The organism is Nocardia sp. NPDC058666 (assembly GCF_042714895.1).
Lineage (GTDB): Bacteria > Actinomycetota > Actinomycetes > Mycobacteriales > Mycobacteriaceae > Nocardia.
This window is the reverse complement of the sequence record NZ_JBHXRY010000009.1, coordinates 118,462-139,510: the sequence shown is the minus strand read 5'-3', so window position 1 is coordinate 139,510 and position 21,049 is coordinate 118,462. Positions and strand designations below refer to the sequence as shown.

General features: G+C 67.2%; 18 protein-coding genes and 1 tRNA gene. 5 read left to right on the top strand and 14 right to left on the bottom strand.

Annotation, left to right across the window (positions count from 1 at the left end; genetic code table 11):
* Positions 1–20: 20 nt before the first annotated feature.
* The 6 genes from ACFWVD_RS20505 to ACFWVD_RS20480 all read right to left on the bottom strand — a co-directional run bounded on the left by ACFWVD_RS20505 (position 21) and on the right by ACFWVD_RS20480 (position 4,979).
* On the bottom strand, positions 21–410 hold the full coding sequence (locus ACFWVD_RS20505; RefSeq protein WP_379245034.1) for a helix-turn-helix domain-containing protein: 390 nt from the start codon (positions 408–410) through the stop codon (positions 21–23).
* Between the two features lie 211 nt (positions 411–621).
* Positions 622–1,803 (bottom strand): alpha/beta hydrolase family protein, encoded by a 1,182-nt coding sequence (locus ACFWVD_RS20500; RefSeq protein ID WP_379245032.1) that lies wholly within the window; start codon positions 1,801–1,803, stop codon positions 622–624.
* Between the two features lie 157 nt (positions 1,804–1,960).
* The gene (locus ACFWVD_RS20495) at positions 1,961–2,425 is read right to left on the bottom strand and encodes a DUF5130 domain-containing protein (protein WP_379245030.1); all 465 of its coding nucleotides are present in this window, start codon (positions 2,423–2,425) and stop codon (positions 1,961–1,963) included.
* Positions 2,412–2,690, bottom strand: coding sequence for a hypothetical protein (locus tag ACFWVD_RS20490; RefSeq protein ID WP_379245028.1), 279 nt, complete (start codon positions 2,688–2,690; stop codon positions 2,412–2,414). The genes ACFWVD_RS20495 and ACFWVD_RS20490 overlap by 14 nt, the downstream gene beginning before the upstream one ends.
* A gap of 75 nt (positions 2,691–2,765) precedes the next feature.
* Positions 2,766–4,397 carry a glycoside hydrolase family 13 protein gene (locus ACFWVD_RS20485; protein WP_379245026.1) on the bottom strand — a complete coding sequence of 544 codons (1,632 nt, stop codon included), beginning with the start codon at positions 4,395–4,397 and terminating at the stop codon, positions 2,766–2,768.
* 168 nt (positions 4,398–4,565) lie between these two features.
* Positions 4,566–4,979 carry a globin gene (locus ACFWVD_RS20480; protein ID WP_379245024.1) on the bottom strand — a complete coding sequence of 138 codons (414 nt, stop codon included), beginning with the start codon at positions 4,977–4,979 and terminating at the stop codon, positions 4,566–4,568.
* Positions 4,980–5,158: 179 nt separating this feature from the next.
* On the opposite strand from ACFWVD_RS20480, the gene ACFWVD_RS20475 reads away from it, so the two are divergent.
* On the top strand, positions 5,159–5,842 hold the full coding sequence (locus tag ACFWVD_RS20475) for an HNH endonuclease (protein ID WP_379245022.1): 684 nt from the start codon (positions 5,159–5,161) through the stop codon (positions 5,840–5,842).
* A gap of 10 nt (positions 5,843–5,852) precedes the next feature.
* Here the strand turns inward: ACFWVD_RS20475 and ACFWVD_RS20470 are convergent, their stop codons facing one another.
* Positions 5,853–6,422, bottom strand: a complete 570-nt coding sequence (locus ACFWVD_RS20470) for a helix-turn-helix domain-containing protein (protein ID WP_379245020.1) — start codon at positions 6,420–6,422, stop codon at positions 5,853–5,855.
* A gap of 67 nt (positions 6,423–6,489) precedes the next feature.
* Here ACFWVD_RS20470 and ACFWVD_RS20465 point away from each other — a divergent pair, with 67 nt between their 5' ends.
* Together ACFWVD_RS20465 and ACFWVD_RS20460 are read left to right on the top strand one after the other, a co-directional pair.
* Complete coding sequence (locus ACFWVD_RS20465; RefSeq protein WP_379245018.1) at positions 6,490–7,182, top strand: AzlC family ABC transporter permease; 693 nt, start codon at positions 6,490–6,492, stop codon at positions 7,180–7,182.
* Between the two features lie 40 nt (positions 7,183–7,222).
* Complete coding sequence (locus ACFWVD_RS20460) at positions 7,223–7,543, top strand: AzlD domain-containing protein (protein ID WP_379245016.1); 321 nt, start codon at positions 7,223–7,225, stop codon at positions 7,541–7,543.
* A gap of 188 nt (positions 7,544–7,731) precedes the next feature.
* Here ACFWVD_RS20460 and ACFWVD_RS20455 read toward each other — a convergent pair whose 3' ends face one another.
* The 7 genes from ACFWVD_RS20455 to ACFWVD_RS20425 form a co-directional block, all read right to left on the bottom strand.
* A complete protein-coding gene (locus ACFWVD_RS20455; RefSeq protein WP_379245014.1) occupies positions 7,732–8,403 on the bottom strand; it encodes a hypothetical protein in 672 nt (223 codons plus the stop codon).
* Between the two features lie 4 nt (positions 8,404–8,407).
* Positions 8,408–8,833 carry an acyl-CoA thioesterase gene (locus ACFWVD_RS20450; RefSeq protein WP_379245134.1) on the bottom strand — a complete coding sequence of 142 codons (426 nt, stop codon included), beginning with the start codon at positions 8,831–8,833 and terminating at the stop codon, positions 8,408–8,410.
* Positions 8,834–8,874: 41 nt separating this feature from the next.
* Positions 8,875–13,758 carry an NAD-glutamate dehydrogenase gene (locus ACFWVD_RS20445; RefSeq protein WP_379245012.1) on the bottom strand — a complete coding sequence of 1,628 codons (4,884 nt, stop codon included), beginning with the start codon at positions 13,756–13,758 and terminating at the stop codon, positions 8,875–8,877.
* A gap of 223 nt (positions 13,759–13,981) precedes the next feature.
* Positions 13,982–15,658 carry an energy-dependent translational throttle protein EttA gene (gene ettA / locus ACFWVD_RS20440; RefSeq protein WP_379245010.1) on the bottom strand — a complete coding sequence of 559 codons (1,677 nt, stop codon included), beginning with the start codon at positions 15,656–15,658 and terminating at the stop codon, positions 13,982–13,984.
* A gap of 63 nt (positions 15,659–15,721) precedes the next feature.
* Complete coding sequence (locus ACFWVD_RS20435; RefSeq protein ID WP_379245008.1) at positions 15,722–16,288, bottom strand: single-stranded DNA-binding protein; 567 nt, start codon at positions 16,286–16,288, stop codon at positions 15,722–15,724.
* Between the two features lie 121 nt (positions 16,289–16,409).
* Positions 16,410–17,369 (bottom strand): serine/threonine dehydratase, encoded by a 960-nt coding sequence (locus tag ACFWVD_RS20430; protein WP_379245006.1) that lies wholly within the window; start codon positions 17,367–17,369, stop codon positions 16,410–16,412.
* Positions 17,366–19,414, bottom strand: coding sequence for a cytochrome c oxidase assembly protein (locus ACFWVD_RS20425; RefSeq protein WP_379245004.1), 2,049 nt, complete (start codon positions 19,412–19,414; stop codon positions 17,366–17,368). Before ACFWVD_RS20425 ends, ACFWVD_RS20430 begins: the two co-directional genes overlap by 4 nt.
* Positions 19,415–19,551: 137 nt before the next feature.
* On the opposite strand from ACFWVD_RS20425, the gene ACFWVD_RS20420 reads away from it, so the two are divergent.
* Both ACFWVD_RS20420 and ACFWVD_RS20415 read left to right on the top strand, forming a co-directional pair.
* Positions 19,552–19,625: transfer RNA gene (locus ACFWVD_RS20420), tRNA-Arg, on the top strand.
* A gap of 203 nt (positions 19,626–19,828) precedes the next feature.
* Complete coding sequence (locus ACFWVD_RS20415; protein WP_379245003.1) at positions 19,829–21,025, top strand: MFS transporter; 1,197 nt, start codon at positions 19,829–19,831, stop codon at positions 21,023–21,025.
* Positions 21,026–21,049 lie beyond the last annotated feature (24 nt).

Here is a 21,049-nt window from a genome sequence, read left to right as displayed (position 1 = left end):
TGGTGATCTTGATCCGCCGATCAGGCGGCCAGCAAGACCGCGTTCGGGGCCATCGGAACGGACCTGATCGGCGCGATCTGACGTTGCCCGCCCAACACCACCGCACGCGCGGGCACCAGCGCGGACTTGCGCATCGATTCCGCCACCTGGGCGACAAGTTCACCCAACGAAGTGCCAAGGGCGCCCGCGAGCGCCGCGATCATCTCGCTCGACGGTTCCTTACGCCCCCGTTCGACCTCGGACAGATACTGCGGCGAAATACCCGCCCGACCTGCGGTATCCACCAGCGTGCAGCCCCGCTCCAAGCGCAGCGCACGCAGGCGTTCGCCCAGCGCCTCACGCCACAGAGGTTCAGGCTGCCGTTCCCCACGTCCGCCTGGAATCACCCGCAACCCGCTGTGCTCGCCCATACCCGCCAGCGTAGAACTCGCGAGCCGAATCCCCGCGGTCATCTGCTCTGGGCGTAACCCGAACCGGCCCCCGCTCGAGCGCACCGATACGTCTCTTCAAGGGGCCCGCCCTGATCTGGACTGAGTGGAGGGTGCGACGAAGGAGTACCCGGAGGGAGGGAAGATCAGGGGCCCGAAGGGCCCCGCTCGAGCGCGCCAGCGCTCCAAAGACTCAGAAAAGCTTGTCTGCCCAGCTCAGTGCATCGGCGAAGGACGCCGACACGATGTGGCTGTGGTCGACGTCGTCGTACTTGCGGTAGTCGACCGATTCCCCACGCCCCTGCTGTTCGCGAACCATGTCATCGGTCGATGCCAGCGGAACCGTGAGATCGGACTTACCCTGCAGCACGAGCACCGGCACGGTGAATCGCAGGCCACCCGGGTCGTTGTCGTCGAGAACGCGCAGCAGCCCGGACGCATCACCGTCGGAGGTGAACACGTCCTTCGGCGACAGTCCGCCCCACTGATCGCGCAGTCCGCCGGTGCATTCGGCGTCGGCGACCGGCAGCAGCGAACGGGCGCGGTCGGTGAGGAAGCGTGCCGGATCGACGTCGGTGATGGTCTGGGCGCCGCGCACCAGCAGGGGCACGTAGATCGAGATATCGCCCGTGCCGAGTTTGCCCAGCGGGTTCGACGCCGCCCACTTCGCCATGCGGACCTGTTCGCCCAGATGCGAAGCCGGCGCGAGCGCGATGGCGCCCAGCAGCGGCGAGGCAGGGGCCCAGCCGGCGGAGTCCGCGGCGGCGAACAGGGCCGCGTGACCGCCCTGCGAGTGCCCCATCGCCACCCAACGCGCGCCGACGGATTTGTCGACTTCCCGTGCCGCGGTAGCGATATCGGCCATCGCGCGATGTTCGGTCTCGCCGATCAGGTAGCCGTGATCGCCGGGCGTGCCCAGTCCCACATAATCGGTCCTGGCCACCGCGTACCCTTCGGCAACCCAGCGGGCCTGCTCGTCCCGACTCGGCGTGGAACCTTCGGACCGCGACGCCGCGCACACATCGGCGACCCCGGTACTCCCGGGCGCCCAGGAGATCAGCGGCCAACCACCTTCGGGCGCAACACCTTCGGGCACCGCCAGCGTCCCCGACACCGCGACCGGCCGTTCCTGCGCGTCCAGCGATCGGTACAGCGTCAAAAAGTTGCGAGCCCCCGGCACGGCGTGCGACCCGGACAGCGGCTGCGAACGGATCACCGAACCACGCGGTCCCGGAATCGATTCCGCGCTGGGGTTGTAGAACTCCGACAAAGGAGCGGCCGCGGCGAATTCGACCGGCGTGCTGTCGTCGGCGCAGGCCGAAGCGGTCAACGCCAGGCAAGCCGCCACGAACACCGAAGCGATACGTCTGTACAAGTTCCCCCCACTACGCCGACTGCCGATAGACCGCGGACCAGGTTACGCGAACCCCGTGCCCGGCCTGGCATCCCACGGTGACCGAGCAACCTCTCCCCGCGAACACGAACGGCGCGTTCACCTTTCACAGTGAACGCGCCGCACGGTCGAAGAAGTACTAGCGACCCATCGCCGCCGACATCACGCGGACCGCGGAGATCAGGCCGTCGATCAGGTTGCCCTGACGGAACGAGGCCGACGCGGCGGTGACGCCGAGCTGGCAGATGCGGTCGTTGGCACGCTCGGCCACATCGGCACCCGAACGCACCTCGATCGCACTCTGGTTCGGGGACACCGCGATCAGCACCGAGTGTGCCGACTCCGGGGTGTTGGGCAGGATCGCGTCGGCACCGGCCGCCGGATCGGTGCCCAGGTCACCGAGGTAGATGTTGAAGCGGACCTTGGTCGCGCGGGTCGCCTCGGTGAGCGCGTTGTCCAGTGCCACCCGTTCGCGATCGGTGAACGGCACCTCGTCGAACATCGCACCGGGCTCGTGCACACCGGACACGCGGCCACTGCTGGTCACCACGAACCCGTGCGGCAGGTCGGCATCGACCACCGCGGGCCAATTAGAACTTGCCACTTGCCCGGCCTCCGATCAGGTCCGCATGCGCGGTTTCGAGAGCCGCATGGCTGCCATGCGGCTCGGCGGTGTGGTGACCCGCCGCGGCGGTCACCTCATCGGTAGCACTCCACAGCACCGGCCGGTGGGTCCACTTCTGCCCGAGTGCGAAGTGGGCCGGCTTCTCACCGGAGAATGGCTTACCGAGATAGGACAAGCCCGCGATCGCGAAGTAGATCGCGGCCGGGATGCCGACGAAGATCAGCACTGTCTCGAGAATGCTCACGCTGCCACGGTAGACGATGCTGTGTAGTAGTTCATCCTCCGGCCACCGGTTTCCGCCTCGCGTGTCCGTGGCCGGTTACACCAACCAGGCCGCCGCGTTCGGTGGCAGCCGGTCGTCGGTGACCGGCGCGCTCGACAGCAACACCTCGCCCGGCGGCAGCTGGATCGTGTTCTCCGAGGCGTTGAGCACGCAGATCAGCCCGCCCGGCCGACGGAAGGCAAGGCACCCGTCGGGACTGCCGTACCACTCGATGCGTTGCCCGCCGAACTCCGGTCGGGTGCCGCGCAGGTCGATCGCCAACCGGTACAGCGACAGTGTCGAGTGCAGGGTTTCCAGTTGCGCTTCGACGGTGCGATCGGCCCAATCGGCGGGGATCGGCAGCCACGGCTTGCCGGTGGTGAAACCGAACGGGGTGGTGGCGCCCTCCCACGGCATCGGCACCCGGCACCCGTCGCGACCGCGCTCGGTGTGGCCCGATCGCTGCCACACCGGGTCCTGCAGAACGTCTTCGGGCAGGTCGTCGACATTGGGCAGGCCCAGTTCGGCGCCGTTGTAGATGAACACCGCGCCGGGCAGGGCGAGTTCGACCATCATCATCGCGCGCGCCCGCGCGACACCGGTTTTGCCGCCGCCGTAGCGGGTCACCTCGCGCGCGATGTCGTGATTGGACAGCGTCCAGGTGGGCGGCGCGCCCGCGGCGGCGACCGCGTCCAGGGAGTGCGTGATCGCCTCGTGGACCTTGTCCGCGGCGAACGGGGTCTCGGCCAGCCGGAAATTGAACGCCAGGTGCAGTTCGTCGGGGCGCACGTATTCGCCGAATCGGACGTTGTCGTCGACCCACACCTCGCCGATCGACACCGCCTGCGGGTAGTCGTCGAGCACCGTGCGGATGCGGCGGTGGATCGCGTGCACACCCGGGTTGTTGAAGCGGGGATCGTCGTCGTCGTTGACCAACATCTTGGTCTGCACCTTGGCCATATCGGGCAGGCCTTCGGGCTTGGCCATGCCGTGCGCGACGTCGAGACGGAACCCGTCGATGCCACGGTCGAGCCAGAAGCGCAGGGTCTTCTCGAAATCGGCGGCGACCTCGGGATTGTCCCAGTTCAGGTCGGGTTGTTCGGGCGCGAAGATGTGCAGGTACCACTGGCCCGGGGTGCCGTCGGCCTCGGTGACCCTGGTCCACGCCGGGCCGCCGAAGATGCTGGGCCAGTTGTTGGGCGGCTGGTCGCCGTTCTTCCCACGACCATCGCGGAAGATGTACCTGGCACGCTCGGGACTGCCCGGCGACGCCTCCACCGCGGCGTGGAACCACGCGTGTTCGACGCTGGTGTGGTTGGGCACCAGGTCCATGGTCACCTTGATCTCGCGATCGTGGGCCTCGGCGATCAACGCGTCCAGTGCTTCCAGCCCACCGAACAGCGGGTCGATATCGCGCGGATCGGACACGTCGTACCCGCCGTCGGCCTGCGGTGAACGCATCACCGGACAGATCCACAACGCGTCGACGCCCAATAACTCCAGGTACCCCATCTTCTCGCGCACCCCGCCCAGATCACCGACCCCGTCACCATCGGAGTCGGCGAACGAACGCGGATAGACCTGATAGAACACGGCCGTTTTCCACCATGGAGCGGTGCTTGCTTCCCCCGGCACCAGCGAGGCAGGTGTCTGTGTCACACGTGCAATATTGCCAAAGGTCGCCGACATTAATCATCTGAGGCGAGACTTTCTGCGAATCTGGCAAATTGCCAGCGTTCGCCACGCCGCAGCGTTACATCGTGGTAAAAGACGGCATCGGCGCGAAATCGGGCGGCCATGTTCTCGACATCAGCGAACACTGGGCACCCGTACGCTGGGTGGGGCCGCCCGCGAGGGTCAGATCGTCGAGTTCTGCAAGGAGGATGCGGCCATTTGGAAATAGTCCAGCAGGGCCTTGCGATGTTCGTCGTCCAGGATCGCGGGTTCGATCTCGCCGATGGCGATCCGCATGCACCGCATCCACGCGTCGCGTTCCAGCGGACCGATCACGAACGGGTTGTGCCGCATGCGCAGCCGCGGATGCCCGCGCTCGTCGGAGTAGGTGCGCGGACCTCCCCAGTACTGCTCGAGAAACATCCGGAATCGACGCTCAGCCGGACCGAGGTCCTCTTCCGGGTACAGCGGTCGCAGGATCTCGTCGGCCGCGACCTCGCGATAGAACACCGACACCAGACGGCGAAACGTCTCCGCGCCGCCCACGGCTTCGTAGAAGGAGGTCGTTGTCTGCTCACCGGAAGTCACGCGCTCCATTGTGCCCCGGTTCGCCGCGCTCCGAACGGCTCGGTCACGAACGCGCTGCCCTTCAACCACAGTTCACCCGGAAGTTTGAAAAATAGCCGTGCAATACCGCCGGAACCATGGTCAACTGAGGGCAGTATCGGCCCCAGATACCACATGATCCTGCCAATCATGAAATTGAGGTCACCACGATGAAGCAGCGACCCAGCACTCGTTCACACGAGGTGCGTGCGCACCGACAACTCCAGCCCGCCGACGTCCACAATCGGGGCTCGGGGGCTGTTCCGCTGCACATCCTGTCCGATCACACCCATATCCCCGCGCCCCTTCATCTCGCCGGAGACCACGACGCCGCCGCATGGCGCAAACGCCGGGTCCTGCTCCTGAACGCCACCTACGAGCCACTCACCGCGCTGTCCGCGCGCCGCGCCGTCGTGCTGCTGATCTGCGCCAAAGCAGACGCTGTCCACGAAGACCCCGAAGGCCCGGTCCTGCACTCCGCGGGCTCGGCAGTGGCCATTCCGTCCGTCATCCGCCTGCGCACCTACGTGCGCGTGCCCTACCGCGCCCGCGTGCCGATGACCCGCGCCGCGCTCATGCATCGCGACCACTACCGATGCGGGTACTGCGGCGGCAAAGCCGAAACCATCGACCACGTGATCCCCCGCAGTCGCGGCGGCGAACACTCGTGGGAGAACTGCGTGGCCAGCTGCGCCCCCTGCAATCACCGCAAAGCCGACAAGATGCTGGTCGATCTGGGTTGGCACCTGCGCCACCCGCTGGTCTCGCCCAAGGGACCGCACTGGCGGCTGCTGTCGACCACCGCCGATCTGGATCCGATCTGGTTGCAGTATCTGGGCGAGGGAGCCGCCTGACACCGGCGGTTCAGGCGCTCTCGATCACCATCGTGGCCCAGGTTCCCGGTTCGAGGGCTTCGAAGATGTGCGGGAGATCGCCCAGGTAGCGGATGTAGTCGCCGGGGCGCATCTCCACGGGCTCGTCGGCCGGGCCTGCCATGGCATGACCTGCCGCGAGCACGACGTGCTCGACCACGCCGGGGGTGTGCGGGTCGGAGCGGCGGATGTGGCCGGGTTCGGCGGCGATGCGGTAGACGTCGCAGCGAGTCAGCGATTGGCCCGCTGCGAGCAACGTCACCCGGTAGTCGGCATCCGCGGACGGGACCGGTGAACCCTCGTCGGCGCGGATGACCTGAACGTTGGCGCGCGGGGGATCAAGCAGCCGGGAGAACGGCATCTCCAGCGCGACACACAGTGCCCACAGGGTTTCCAGGCTGGGATTGCCCGTGCCCGATTCCAGTTGCGACAGTGTGGATTTCGCCACACCCGCCCGGCTGGCCACCTCGGTCAGCGAGAGCCCGGCACGCGCGCGTTCACGCCGCAGCGCGGCCGCGATCACCGCCTGGGGCGGTCCGACGACAGGGTCCTGCCGGTCCATCTACGCCTCCTGGGGCCGTGCGATACCGCGTTGACTTTACCCACCCTCAGCGTTCACTATAAACAACATGCGTTCGATATGGCGAACACTCGACCGGGGAACCGCGGCTGCCGTAGCCGCGGCGTGCTTTGCCGTTGGCCTGTTCGGAGTGTCCTACGGTGCGTCCACGATCGCGGCCGGGTTCCCGATGTGGATGCCGATCGTGATGGCGGTGACGGTGCTGGCGGGCGGGTCGGAACTGCTGTTCTTCGGCATCGTCGCGGCCGGTGGCAGTCCCCTGGCGGCGATGGTGGCCGGTCTGCTGCTCAACGCACGGCATCTGCCGTACGGATTGGCGGCGCCGGAAGTGTTCGGGCAGGGCTGGAAACGCGCGCTGGGCATCCACATGCTCAACGACGAATCGGCGGCCTTCGCCGCGGCACCGGGCAATCCTGAACGCAAACGCGCCGCGTATTGGGCCTGCGGGATCGGCGTGGCGCTGTGCTGGCCGCTCGGCGCAACCCTCGGTGCGGCGCTGGGTTCCCTGGTGCCCGACACCTCCGCGCTCGGCTTGGACGCGGTGTTCCCGGTGATCCTGCTGGCCTTGATCCTGCCCGCGCTGCGCGACCGGGCGACGTTGCGTCCGGTGCTGGTCGGGGCCGCAGTGGCAGTGGTGGTCGCGCCGTTCGTGCCGGCGGGTCTGCCGATTCTGATCGCACTGTGCGGACTGGTGTTCGCGTTGCGCACGCCCGCGCCCGTGACCGAGGCGGTAGCGGCATGACTCTTCGTCCGACCGCCGCTTCGATCAGTACGGAAACGACATGAGCGCGCCGTACCTGCTCCCCGCCATGCTGGCGCTGGCCGTGGGAACCTACGCCCTGCGCTGGACCGGGCCCGCCATGCGCCATCGACTACGTCTGTCCCCCAAGGCAATACACCTGCTGGACACCGGCGCCCTCATCCTGCTCGCAGCCCTGGTAGCCACCGCGACCCTGCCCACCGGCTCCGACCACATGGGCATCGCGCTACCCGCGGGCGTCGCCGTCGGCGGCCTGCTCGCCTGGCGCCGCGCTCCACTGCTGGTCACCGTGTTGGCCGCGGCAACGACAACGGCCCTGCTGCGACTGGTGGGCGTTCACTGACCCCAAACCACTAAGCCCGCACCACCCATGCCCGGCGGGCGGCAGCGGCACCCTGCAAACCCAAAATCCGCCATGACAGCAATTCAGCTGGGCGACCCCAATCCGCCACGGCAGCAATTCAGCTGGGCGACCCCAATCCGCCACGGCAGCAATTCAGCTGGGCGACCCCAATCCGCCACGGCAGCAATTCAGCTGGGCGACAAAGGAATCCCGCCGCCCAGACGCCGTGCCACCGACCCATACCGGGCATCCAACCGCAACCACGTCCGCGTGGCCCGAACCCGAACCAACTCCGACGGCTGAATACGCCGCGACTCAGTCTTCTCCCCCGCGTGCGGAATGAAGTCCATCGCGGTGAGCGCGAACACGACCCGCATCGGGACCTGAACCTCGAGATCGTCCGCGCCGGTCACGGTGAGCACCGACTGATCCAGCAGCGAAGCGGGCGGCCCCTTGGGACCACCGTGATCGCGGGCCACCTCGGCCCCACGCTCGGCCAACTCGACCAGCGTCCGAGCGGGCACATCGTCGACGTGGGTGAAGCCGTCGGTCGGCGGCAGCGCGCCCCGCCATGCGGAATCCATCGAGTACCCGAGGTCGATCGGATGACCGGTGCTCAATCCCGCCAGGACCATGTCGGCTCCGACGGTGACATCGTCGACCCCGAGTTCGGCGGTGATCGTGCGCACTGCCAGGGTCTCGAAACCTGTTGTCACCCAAGCGGAGACGAGACTGGAGCCGCGCCGCCGCAGCCGAACCACCGCGGCGGGGTCGAGGCGGAGAGCGCGGGTGAGAAACGTCGCCAGGTTCTCGCGTTCCGCCGGGTCGGGTGTGTGCAGTACCCGCTGTTCAGAACTCACGAAATCAGGCCCGCCACAACGCGAGATAGTCGCGTTCGGTCTCGCTGAGCCTGCGCAAACGCTGGGTGTCGATGTCGAACGCGGCCAGCTGGGTGGTCGCGATGACCGCGGGCGGCGAATCGGGGGCCGCGCCGTTGGCCCGCACCTCGTAGCCGATCGTGAAATCGACCGCGCGCAACTGCTTGACCCACATCGCGATATCCAGCGGTGTGTCCTCGTGCCGCAACTGCCCGCGGTACTTCACGTGCAGGTCGACCAGCACACAACCCTGGCGCCCCATCGACGCCGTCGGCTTGTCGTCGTCGAACAGCCACGGAATCCGTGCCTCTTCCAACAGGGTCACCATTCGGGCGTGGTTGACGTGCTGGAACACGTCCATATCCGACCAGCGGATCTCGACCTTGGCGTGAAAACGCTGCGGCAGCACCAGGTCTGCCGCGGGCGTGGCGGTGTTGCCGTTCGGCGAACTCGTCACCGTACCTCCGATTGGGCGCCCACCCCGCTCACCATGCTCCGCACCTGTCGTGCGGCAACCGACAGTGTGGCGAGGTCGTGGGTCCCGGACTCGAACAGTTCCGACAGTGCCGCGCGCGCACGGCCGAGTCGGGACTGGTTCTTCGACTCCCAGTATGCAATTTTCTCGTCGGCGGTTTCCTCCGGGTCACCCGCGGACAGCACATCCAGGGTCAGCGAGCGCAGCGAACCGTACATGTCGTCGCGCAGGGCCAGCCGGGCCAGCGCGTGCCAGCGGTCGCCGCGTTCGAGGTGGCTCACCGCCTCGAGCAGCCAGTCGATCTTGAGATGCTCGTTCAGGGCGTAGTAGAGCGCGCCCACTTCGGCGCCGTCTCGATCGGTGATGTCGGCGATATCGACGATGTCCAGCAGCGGGTACAGCCCGAGCAGTCCGAACACCTCGGTGGCCAGGTCGGTCGGGGCGCCGCGTGCGATCAGCTCGGCCGCGCCCTGGGTGAGCGAGGTGACGTGATGCCCACGCAACCAACCGGGCACCTGCGGCGCCAACTCCTGCACTCGACGGTGATACCGGTTGATCTCCGCGCCGACCGCGACCGGCTGCGGCCGGTTGCTCAACAGCCAGCGCGAGGCCCGGTCCAGGGTCCGCTTGGATTCCAGTTCCAGCAGATCGCGCACCGCGGTCGGGGCGTCGGCGCTGCGGATACGCGACCAGATGTCGTGCAGCCCGAAGATCTCGGTGACCGCGGCGAACGCGCGCACGGTATCGGTGGTGGTGGCCCCGACTTCCTCGTTGAGACGATGCGCGTAGGTGATGCCGCCGTAGTCCACCACCTCGTTGACGATCATCGTGGTGACGATCTCGCGGCGCAGCCGGTGCTTCTTGATCGCCGCACCGAACCGTTCCCGCAGCGGGGTCGGGAAATACAACGGCAGGGTGCTGGCGAAGAAGGCGCTGTCGGGCAGGTCGGTATCGAGCAGATCGGCTTTGAGCCCCAGCTTCACGTGTGCGAGCAGGTTGGCCAGCTCCGGTGAGGCCAGGCCCGTGCCCTCGTCGTGGCGGCGAGCCAGTTCCGCGGGCGACGGCAGCGCTTCCAGTTCCCGGTCCAGACCGCGTCGCCGTTCCAGATCGGCGATCACGCGGCCGTGCACGGTGAGCATGTGCGGTGCGTCGGTGCGGGAGATGCCGATCAGCACGTTCTGATCGACGTTGTCGTGCAACACCATTGCCGCGACTTCATCGGTCATCGAGGCCAGCAGCGGATTGCGGTCGGCGGGGTCGAGTCCGCCCGCGCTGACCACGCCGTCGAGCAGGACCTTGATGTTGACCTCGTGGTCGGAGCAGTCCACGCCCGCGGAATTGTCCAGGGCATCGGTGTTCATCTTGCCGCCGTTGCGGCAGAACTCGATTCGACCCAGGGCGGTGGCACCCAGGTTGCCACCTTCACCGATCACCTTGACCCGCAACTGGTTTCCGTCGACCCGCACCGCGTCGTTGGACTTGTCGCCCACGTCGGCATTGGTTTCCGAGCTCGCCTTCACGTAGGTGCCGATGCCGCCGTTCCACAGCAATTGCACCGGCGCGAGCAGGATCGCGCGCACCAGTTCCGGCGGCGACAGCGTCTGCACCGAATCTGGCAGGCCCAGCGCGACGCGGGCCTGCGGCGAGATCGGCACCGACTTCACGGTCCGCTCGAACACGCCGCCGCCCTCGCTGATCAGGCTGCGGTCGTAGTCGGCCCACGACGATCGCGGCAGCGCGAACAGCCGTTCGCGTTCGGCGAAGGAGGTGGCGGCGTCGGGGTTCGGGTCGAGGAAGATGTGACGGTGGTCGAAGGCGGCTACCAAGCGGATGTGCGGGGACAGCAGCATGCCGTTGCCGAACACGTCACCGCTCATGTCACCGACGCCGACGACGGTGAATTCCTGGCTCTGGGTGTCGATGTCCATCTCGCGGAAGTGCCGTTTGACCGCTTCCCACGCACCCTTGGCGGTGATGCCCATCGCCTTGTGGTCGTAGCCGACCGAGCCGCCGGAGGCGAACGCGTCGCCCAGCCAGAAGCCGTAGTTCTGCGCTACCTCGTTGGCGATATCGGAGAAGCTGGCGGTGCCCTTGTCGGCGGCGACCACCAGGTAGGTGTCGTCGCCGTCGCGGCGAACGACCCGGTCCGGCGGCAGCACCGCGCCGGTGGCCAGGTCGACATTGTCGGTGACGTCGAGCAACCCGGAGATGAACGTGCGATAGCAGGCGATGCCCTCGGCGATGCCGGCCTGACGGTCCACGGTCGGGTCACCGGTGGCCGCGGGCGGACGTTTCACCACGAAACCGCCCTTCGCGCCCACGGGCACGATCACCGCGTTCTTCACCGCCTGCGCCTTGACCAGGCCCAGGATCTCGGTGCGGAAGTCTTCCAGGCGGTCGGACCAGCGCAGCCCACCGCGCGCGACCGAGCCGAACCGCAGGTGCACACCCTCCACGCGCGGCGAGTACACGAAGATCTCGAATTGTGGTCTCGGCTTGGGCAATTCGGCGATCTCGCGCGGCTCCACCTTCAGCGCCAGGTAGTCGCGCGGGCGGCCGTCGGCGTCCACGACGTAGTTGTTGGTGCGCAGGGTGGCCTTGATCAGGCCGAGGATGGCGCGCAGGATGCGGTCGGCGTCCATGCTGACCACGTCGTCGATCCCGGCCCGCACCCGTGCCTCGATCGCCACGGCCTTGTCCACCGACACCGTGTCCGGATCGAATCGAGCGGCGAACAGGTCGACGAAGTCCCGCGCTACCTCCGGGTGCGCCAGCAGCACCCGCGCGATATTGACCTGCGAGTACGGAAACCCGGCCTGCTGCAGGTATTTCGCGTACGCGCGCAGGATCGCGACCGACCGCCACGGCAGCCCGGCGCGCAGCACGAGTTCGTTGAGGCCGTCGGCTTCGGCACGGCCGTACCAGACCGCCTCGAACGCCTCGGTGAAGCGGGTGCGCAGTGCGTCGGCCTGGCCGGGCGCCTCGAGCAGCAGTGCGGCGTCCAGGTCACCGCCCAGGGCGTTGCGCAGCAGTTCCGGACGCGCCTGCAGGCCGAAGTCGTAGATCCAGCGCTCGGTGCCGCCTTCGCGTTCGAGCTGGTAGGGCCGTTCGTCGACCACCTCCACGCCCAGGCTCTGCAGCACGGGCAGCACCTGACTCAGCGACACCCCGGTGCCCGCGATGTACAGACTGAACCGCCACGAACCGGGCGCCGCCTCTGGCCTGCGGTACAGGTACTGGTCGATGCCGCCTTCGGCGAGCTGCTCGAGGCGCACCACATCGGCCAGCGCGCGATCGGGCGCGAAATCCTCCTTGTAGCTTTCGGGCAGCGCCTCCGAATACCGTTTCACCACAGCGGGATCGATCACAGTCGAGGACGCGACCGCGTCACCGATGCGGTCGTCCCAGGTGTGGCTGGCATCGTTGAGCAGCGTCTGCAGCCGCAGCCGGTTGTCCTCGGAGGTATCCGGGGCGGCAACACCTTTGGCCTCGGCGGGCAGCATCACCGTGAAATACACACTGGCGAGCTCACTTTCGCTCACCCGCGCCGAATAATCGATGTCCACCCCGCCCAGTTCCGCGACCAGGATCTCCTGCATTTCCAAGCGCACCGCAGTGGTGTAGCGGTCGCGCGGCAGATACACCATGCAGGCCACGAAACGGCCGTACCCGTCGCTGCGCAGGAAAAGCCTTACCTGCCTGCGCAATCCGACACCCAGCACCGCCACCGCCGTGCGGCGCATGGCATCGGTGTCGGCGGAGAACAGTTCGGTGCGCGGGAACGACTCGATCACTTCGAGCATCGCCTGCCCGGAGAACGAATCCTTGTCGAAGCCCGCACCTTCGATCGCGGTGCGCACCCGGCGGTTGATCACCGGGATGTCGAGCACGTTCTCGTGCACCGCGCTCACGGTGAACACCCCGATGAACAGGTGCACACCCACCACCGCGCCCGCGGCGTCGACATCGGCGACGCCGACGAAGTACGGGTACACCGAGCGGTGCACGGTCGCGCGCACCAGGCCCTGGGTGAGCAGCAGCAGCGGCCGGTCCTCGCCGTTGATGGGCACCTGGAAGTCGGTGCCGATATCGGGGCGCAGTACGCCAAGGCTCGCACCGGGCACCGGTGTGGACACGGTGTGGCCGTCGCGGACCTCGCGCCGGTAGCGGGCATAGCCGAGCAGCGTGAAATTGCCAGCGGCCAACCAGCGCAGCAACTGCGCGCAATCGGCCACCTCGACCGCGGGGAACGGCGTAGAGCTCGAGTCGGCGGCCCGATCGAGCTCGTCGGCCAGCGAACTCTGTACCGCGGCCATGGCTTCGGTGTCGTCGATCACCTGGCGCACATCGGCGATCACCTCCGGCATGGTGCGCTCGATGTCGTCGAGCTGGGCCCGACTGGTCGAGGGGTGCAGCTGCAGGTGCATCCACGATTCGGTGAGCCCGGTGGCCCCGTTGCCGTCCACTTCGTGCGCCGCCGCGCCGGTGAGGTCTCCGTCGGCGTCGCGGGTGACCTCGAAGATCGGGTGGATCACCTCGGACACGGTGACCTGCATCCGGCCCAGCGCCGCGGTGATCGACTCCACCAGCAACGGCATGTCGTCGGTGACCACCTGCACCGCCGCGCCCATCCCCGTGCCGTCGTCGGGGTGGTGCACGCGGACCTTGGCGTTGCCCGGCCGCCGGACCGCGGCCAATTCCATGTGGTGCCGGAAGATCTGGGTGATTCCAGGGATCGGGAAGTCGATGTCGCCGGCGTCCACGTGTCGGAAGTACGCCTGCTCGAGAGTCGCGAGATCGCCGCGCAGACTCTGCGGCATTCCCGCGGCCCACGCCGCGCTCGAGATTTCCGAGACCGTCATCGCTTAGCCAACTCCCATGGTTGTGGATCGCTTCGATTTCGCAACGCTTGTGGCGCAAATCCGAGACTAGCGGCGGGTAGTGGAACACGCTGTGGGAATTTTCGCTTGCCGCGCCGGTAACTTGCGCAACACCCGATGAACGGCAGACGGCACCGACGCAGACGGCCCGGCGGATCGACCATGAAAAGATCGTTCCACCGGGCCGTCACACCGACCGCGAGAATCAGTCGCGGGTCAGCTTGCGGTGCGTAACACGGTGCGGGCGTGCGGCTTCCGCGCCCATGCGCTCGATCTTGTTCGCCTCGTAGGCCTCGAAGTTGCCTTCGAACCAGTACCACTTGGCGTCGTTGTCGTTGTCGCCCTCCCACGCCAGGATGTGGGTGCAGGTGCGATCGAGGAACCACCGGTCGTGGGAGATCACCACGGCGCAGCCCGGGAACTGGTCCAGCGCGTTCTCGAGCGAACTGAGGGTTTCCACGTCCAGGTCGTTGGTCGGTTCGTCGAGCAGGATCAGGTTGCCGCCCTCTTTGAGGGTCAGCGCCAGGTTCAGGCGGTTGCGCTCACCACCGGAGAGCACACCCGCGGGCTTCTGCTGATCCGGACCCTTGAAGCCGAACGCGCTGACGTAGGCGCGCGAGGGCATCTCCTGGTTGCCGACCTGGATGAAGTCAAGGCCTTCGGACACGACCTGCCAGACGTTCTTCTTCGGGTCGATGCCGCCGCGGTTCTGGTCGACGTAGCTGAGCTTGACCGTCTCGCCGACCTTCACCTCGCCGCTGTCGGCGGATTCGAGACCGACGATGGTCTTGAACAGCGTGGTCTTACCGACACCGTTGGGCCCGATGACGCCGACGATGCCGTTGCGCGGCAGCGTGAACGACAGGTCCTTGATGAGCTGACGATCGCCGAAGCCCTTGTCCAGGTTCGACACGTTGACCACGATGTCGCCCAGGCGCGGACCCGCGGGGATCTGGATCTCCTCGAAGTCCAACTTGCGGTGCTGCTCGGCCTCGGCCGCCATCTCCTCGTAGCGACCCAGTCGAGCCTTGTTCTTGGCCTGACGGGCCTTGGCGCCGGAGCGCACCCAGGCCAGTTCGTCCTTGAGCCGCTTCTGCAGCTTCTGGTCCTTCTTGCCCTGCACCTCGAGGCGCTGCGCCTTCTTCTCCAGGTAGGTGGAGTAGTTGCCCTCGTAGGGGTAGGCGCGGCCACGGTCGAGTTCGAGAATCCACTCGGCGACATTGTCGAGGAAGTACCGGTCGTGGGTCACGGCCAGCACGGCGCCCGGGTAGTCGGCGAGGTGCTTCTCCAGCCACAGCACGCTCTCGGCGTCGAGGTGGTTGGTCGGTTCGTCCAGCAGCAGCAGGTCGGGCTTGCTCAGCAGCAGCTTGCACAGCGCGACCCGGCGGCGCTCACCACCGGAGAGGTTGGTGACCGGCGCGTCCGGCGGCGGGCAGCGCAGCGCGTCCATGGCCTGTTCGAGCTGGGAGTCGACATCCCACGCGTCGGCGTGGTCGAGGAACTCCTGCAGCTGGCCCATTTCGTCCATGAGCTCGTCGGAGTACTCGGTGGCCATCAGTTCGGCGATCTCGTTGAACCGGTCCAGCTTGACCTTGACCTCGCCCAGGCCCTCTTCCACGTTGCCGCGGACGGTCTTCTCTTCGTTGAGGTCGGGTTCCTGCATGAGGATGCCGACCGTGGCGCCCGCGCCGAGGAACGCCTCACCGTTGTTGGGCCGGTCCAGTCCCGCCATGATCTTCAGCACGCTGGATTTACCCGCGCCGTTGGGACCAACGACACCGATTTTGGCGCCGGGAAGGAAGTTCAAGTACACGTCGTCGAGGATGACTTTGTCGCCGTGTGCTTTGCGAACCTTGATCATCTGATAAATGAACTCAGCCATACGCGCAAGCCTATCGGTGGGGGAAACGGGGACGGGAAGGGACCGGTGCCGCGAAAACGACCCTCATGCGTCGATCTGCTCGGCACCGTCGGTGCTCGGCACCACGTCCGGCGATCGCGCGGGGACAGGATCCGCCACGGTCGTAGAGGCTACGGCAACGGGGTCGGTCGACGCATACCCGGTGGCAGCGTCGTCGGCCTTCGGTAGTGCAGCGCTACCGGCGTCGGAGATATTGCGCACCGTCGCGTGTGGCAGCGACCGCAAACCTTCCGACCGGCGAACAACGCTGGCATGGCAGCGCGCCAGATCGGGCCCCACCGCGATCGCGCGCATCTCCAGGTCTCGCCGATCGGTGCCGTCCTTGCCGCGATACTCGTTGGACCGCAACTGCCCGTAGGCGATCACCGGATCGCCTCGATGCAACGACTGATCCACCCCCGCCACCAGCCTTCGCCAGCAACTGACCGTGAGATACAAGGTCCCGTTGTCGGTCCACTCCCCCGCTTTGGCGTCGAACCGTCGTGCGTTGCTCGCCATTCGGAAAGTCAGCATCTGCTCCCCGGTGCTCAGATCGCGCCGCACCGGTTCTGTGATGACGGTCCCGATCACCGTCGAGTGTGCCTCGTACATCGTGCTCGCCCCCCGCTCGATTCCTGTTGCTCTGACCACTCAAGGATGACGTGGAAATGCACAGGTGGCAGGCGCCCAGACGATCTGTGGATAAGTTTGTCGGTTGTGGATATCGCGTGTGTCAGAGCACCGGAAGTTCGGTATTCGCCCCGCACAGGACCACAATCGGCCGCACACCGGGTGCCGGTGTGTACATCCCGCTCTGCACCGCGGCCAACGCCGCAGCACCCTCGAGCTCGACCACCACACGGAATTCGCGCCACAGATACTCCCGAGCCGCCGCGACCGCGTCGTCGGCGACCGACAGCACCGGCATCTGATGCCGCTGGGCGATATCGAAGGCGATATCGCCGACCCGCGTCGCGCACAGCACCTCGGTCGCCTCGATATCCACCGGCCCACCCGCCTCGAGCGCCGCCGACAACACCGGCAGGTGCTCGGATTCGACCCCGATGATCTGCCTGCGTCTACCCAGCGCCGCACCCAGGCCCGCGATCAACGCAGCGCCGCCGACCGCGGCCAGCACCGGCGGCCTGCCGCGCACCTGTTCTTCCAACTCGAGCCCGATAACGCCGGCCCCCGCAACGACCGCGGGCATGTCATAGGCGTGCAGGTGGTCGGCACCTCGCTCGGCGGCCAGGCTCACCGCACGTTCCTGCGCCTGCGCGTAAGTCGTTCCGTGCCACAGCACTTCGGCCCCGTGCGCCCACATCGCGGCCACCTTGGTATGCGGCGCGGACTCGGGCACCACGATCGTGCATTCCTTGCCCAGCTGCGCGGCGGCCAACGCGACCGCGATCCCGGCATTCCCCGCCGAGGCGACCACCACCTGGTCGGCCCCGTCGTCGGCAGCGAGCAGAGCATTGAGTGCGCCACGCACGGTGAAAGTGCCACCATGCTGCAGGAATTCCATCTTCAGCGACACCGGTACCGGCCCGTGCGGCCCCTCCACACTCGTGTGGAACACCGGCGTCTTACGCACCCGTCCGGCCAGCCGACGCCGCGCTTCCCGAACGTCGGTGCGCAACACCCGCTCCGGTTCGGTGCGCCGCGTCGATTCACCGGACTGCACACCGGTCACCGACGGACCTCGCGGTCGCGACGGGCCAGCTCGGAGTACATCGCGTTGTAGGCGGTCAGCTCCGCGTCGTTGTCGCGGTCGGCGGCCCGGTCGGTGCGCTTGGCCAGCCTGGTGTCGCTGCGCGACCATTGGATCAGCAGCGCCAGCATCACCACCACCAGCGGGATCTCGCCGCTTGCCCAGGCGAAACTGCCGCCGTTGCGCTGGTCGGCGAGCAGGTCGATGCGCCAGCCCAGGTCCAGCGTGCGATAGAACCAGTCGCCCAGCACCGTGGTCATGCTCATCAGCGCGATCCCGAAGAACGCGTGGAACGGCAGCGTGCCGAACACCATCGCGAGCTTGGTCAGCGGCGCCACCTCGCGCGGTTTGGGATCGATGCCGATCACCACCCAGTAGAACAGGTAGCCGCTGAGCAGGAAGTGCGTGTTCATCATCAGATGGGCGGCGTGCGAGTCGACGTAGGCGTCGAAGATGCCGCCCAGGTACAGCGCGTAGAACCCGGCCACGAAGATCACCGACGCCACCACGGGCTGGGTGAGGAACCGGGAGACCGGGTTGTGCACGGCCGCCAGAATCCACTCGCGCGGGCCAGGCACCCCACCGCGCCCGGCGGGCGGCAACGCGCGCAGGGCCAGGGTCACCGCGCCACCGAGCGCGAGCAGAATCGGCGCCAGCATCGACAACGCCATGTGCGCGCCCATGTGCACGCTGAACATCGCCGGCGAATACCGGCCGACACCCGACGACGTGGCCAGCAACAACACCAAACAGCCGCTGCACCAGGCGATAGTCCGTCCGACCGGCCAGGCATCGCCGCGCTTGCGCAGCCGGTACACACCGAGCAGATACAGCGCGGCCAGCACGATCGCCAATGTTCCGAAGATCAGGTCGAAGCGCCAGTCGAACAGCAGTCGTGTCACGGTCGGCGGTCCGGCCAGGTTGTAACCCAGCTCCACTTCGACCGGCGTCGGGATGGCCGTGGGCGGCGGAGGCGGAGTACGCCCGAGGCCGACAGCCAGGCCGATGGTCGCCGCGAAGATCAACATCTCCACCCCGGCGAAGCGAATCAGCGCACCGCGATCGCGCGGGTCGGCCGCAAGCGCAGGCAGCGCGGCGCGACGCTGCAGGTAACCGATGGCACCCAGCACCAACAACGCGGCCGCCTTCGCGAGCACGAGCCGGCCATACGTGGTCGTGAACAGATCGGAGAACGGCACCCGCACCCAGGCATTGACCACGCCGCTCAGGCCGATCACCACGATCGAGATGGTCGCGGCCACCGAGAACCGCCGAGCGGCGATATCGGTATTCGCACCCCCTCGCATCGCGTGTGCCAGCACCGCGACCAACCCGCCCACCCAAATCGAGGCCGACACCATGTGCAAAATAAGTGAATTGGTCGCCACATCGTGGGAGCCACCCGAGGACGAGTGCCCGGTCAACGCCAGCGGCATCATGCTCACCAGCGCACCAGCCAGCAGAACCGGCGTCCACCCCCAGCGCAACGCGCACCGGCAGCCGATCGCCACGATCAGCGCGAACAACACCGTCGTACGCCAAGCCCCCGCGACCTCGACCTGCGCGATCACCGGCCACAACATCTCCGGCCGCCACAGCGCATCCACCGGCTGACCCGTCGTATCTGACACCGTCAACGGCACCAACAGCGCCGCGCTGCCCGCCCACACCAGCGCCGCGTCCGAGGCCCGCCGCACCGCCCGATACCCGCCCGCTTCCAGCAGCCCACCATCGCGCGGCGGCAACAGAAACGCCGCGAACAGCAGCGAACCCACCGTCACCGCGGCAGCCAGATCGGCCACCGCCCGCAACGCGGGCAACCCATATGTTGTCAATGCCCCCGGATCGGGTATCCCGAGCAAACGCAGCGCGTGCGCCGCCGACAACCCGACCACCATGGCCGCGACCACCGCGGCGATACACCCGGCCATCACGCTGAGCACACCGAACGACGCCACCGAACGCGAATCCGCCGGTGTTCCGCCGTCGACGGCGGGTCCAGCGGAGCGGTCCTGCGATAACGACATGACTACGAGGGTAGTTCGGTGAGCCCCGCCACGCCCCGATGGGGCGTCCCACCGCGGCCCCCGATCACCTATCCGACCGGTCGCTATACTTTTCGAACTGGACACCTGCGCCGACTTCGGCCAAGGTGGATGCGATTGCCTCCGTAGCTCAGTTGGATAGAGCAAGAGCCTTCTAATCTCTAGGTCGCAGGTTCGATTCCTGCCGGGGGCGCATCGAACGGCCCGTTCCCTGCGGCGATATATCGCCCACCGGAGCGGGCCGTTGCTGTCGGCGGCGGCAACAGCTAGAAACCGTTCGAGTTTGCCGCCGGACCACCACCGAGTAGTACCCGCAGCTAGCCCGATTTCCACCGGGTAGCCCAAAAGTTGCGTGTTGCCGCCGTCAGCGGGCGATTCTGTGGTTTTCTAAGCGACGTGAACTCGCTACAGCCAGCGGTACGCAACGGGTCGGCGACCCTGAATCTCGCCCTTGCCACGTGGACGTCGGCGGTGAACTTCTGGGCCTGGAATCTGATCGGCCCGTTGTCGTCGCAGTATTCCCATCACATGGCGTTGAGCAGTACCGCGGCCTCGATCATGGTGGCGATGCCGATTCTGGTCGGGTCGTTGGGGCGGATCGTGTCCGGTTCGCTCACTGATCGGCTGGGTGGGCGAACGATGTTCATCGGGGTGTCGTTGGCCTCGATCGTGCCGGTGATCGCGGTCGGGATCGCGGGGCAGGTCGAGTCCTATCCCCTGATGTTGGCGTTCGCGTTCCTGCTCGGTATTCCCGGCACGATTTTCGCGGTCGGGATTCCGTTCGCCAATTCCTGGTACGTGCCCGCGCGGCGCGGGTTCGCCACCGGCGTGTTCGGGGCGGGCATGGTCGGGACCGCGGTGTCGGCGTTCTTCACGCCGCGCTTCGTGAACTGGTTCGGACTGTTCCCGACGCATCTGATCGTGGCGGTCGTGCTCGCGGTGACGGCGGGTGCGTGCATCGCGTTCATGCGCAACTCACCGGACTTCACCCCGAGTACAGATCCCGTGCTGCCCAAGCTGCGCGCGGCGATGAAACTCGCGGTGACCTGGGAGATGTCGTTCCTGTACGCGGTGGTGTTCGGCGGGTTCGTGGCGTTCAGTTCGTATCTGCCCACCTACATCACCAATGTGTACGGGTTCGCCTCGGTGGACGCGGGCACCCGCACCGCCGCGTTCGCGCTCGCCGCGGTGATCGCCCGGCCCGTCGGTGGCGCGCTGTCGGACCGGATCGCGCCGAAGTACATCGTGGTCGTCTCGCTGGCGGGCACCGCGGTCATGGCGGTGGTGGCCGCGTTCAAACCGCCCGCCGATGTCGCTTCGGCCGCCACGTTCATCACCCTGGCGTTGTTCCTGGGGATCGGGACCGGTGGCGTGTTCGCGTGGGTGGCGCGGCGCACGCCCGCGTCCAGTGTCGGCAGTGTCACCGGCGTCGTGTCCGCGGCCGGTGGTCTGGGCGGCTATTTCCCGCCGCTGATCATGGGCATCACCTACAACGAGGCCAGTCACAGTTACGCCGTGGGCCTGCTGCTGCTCGCGGCGACGGCGCTGGCGGCCCTGATCTACACCGTGGTCAAACTGCGCGCCGTCGAGTAATTCGGTCCGATTCGTCGAAGGAGA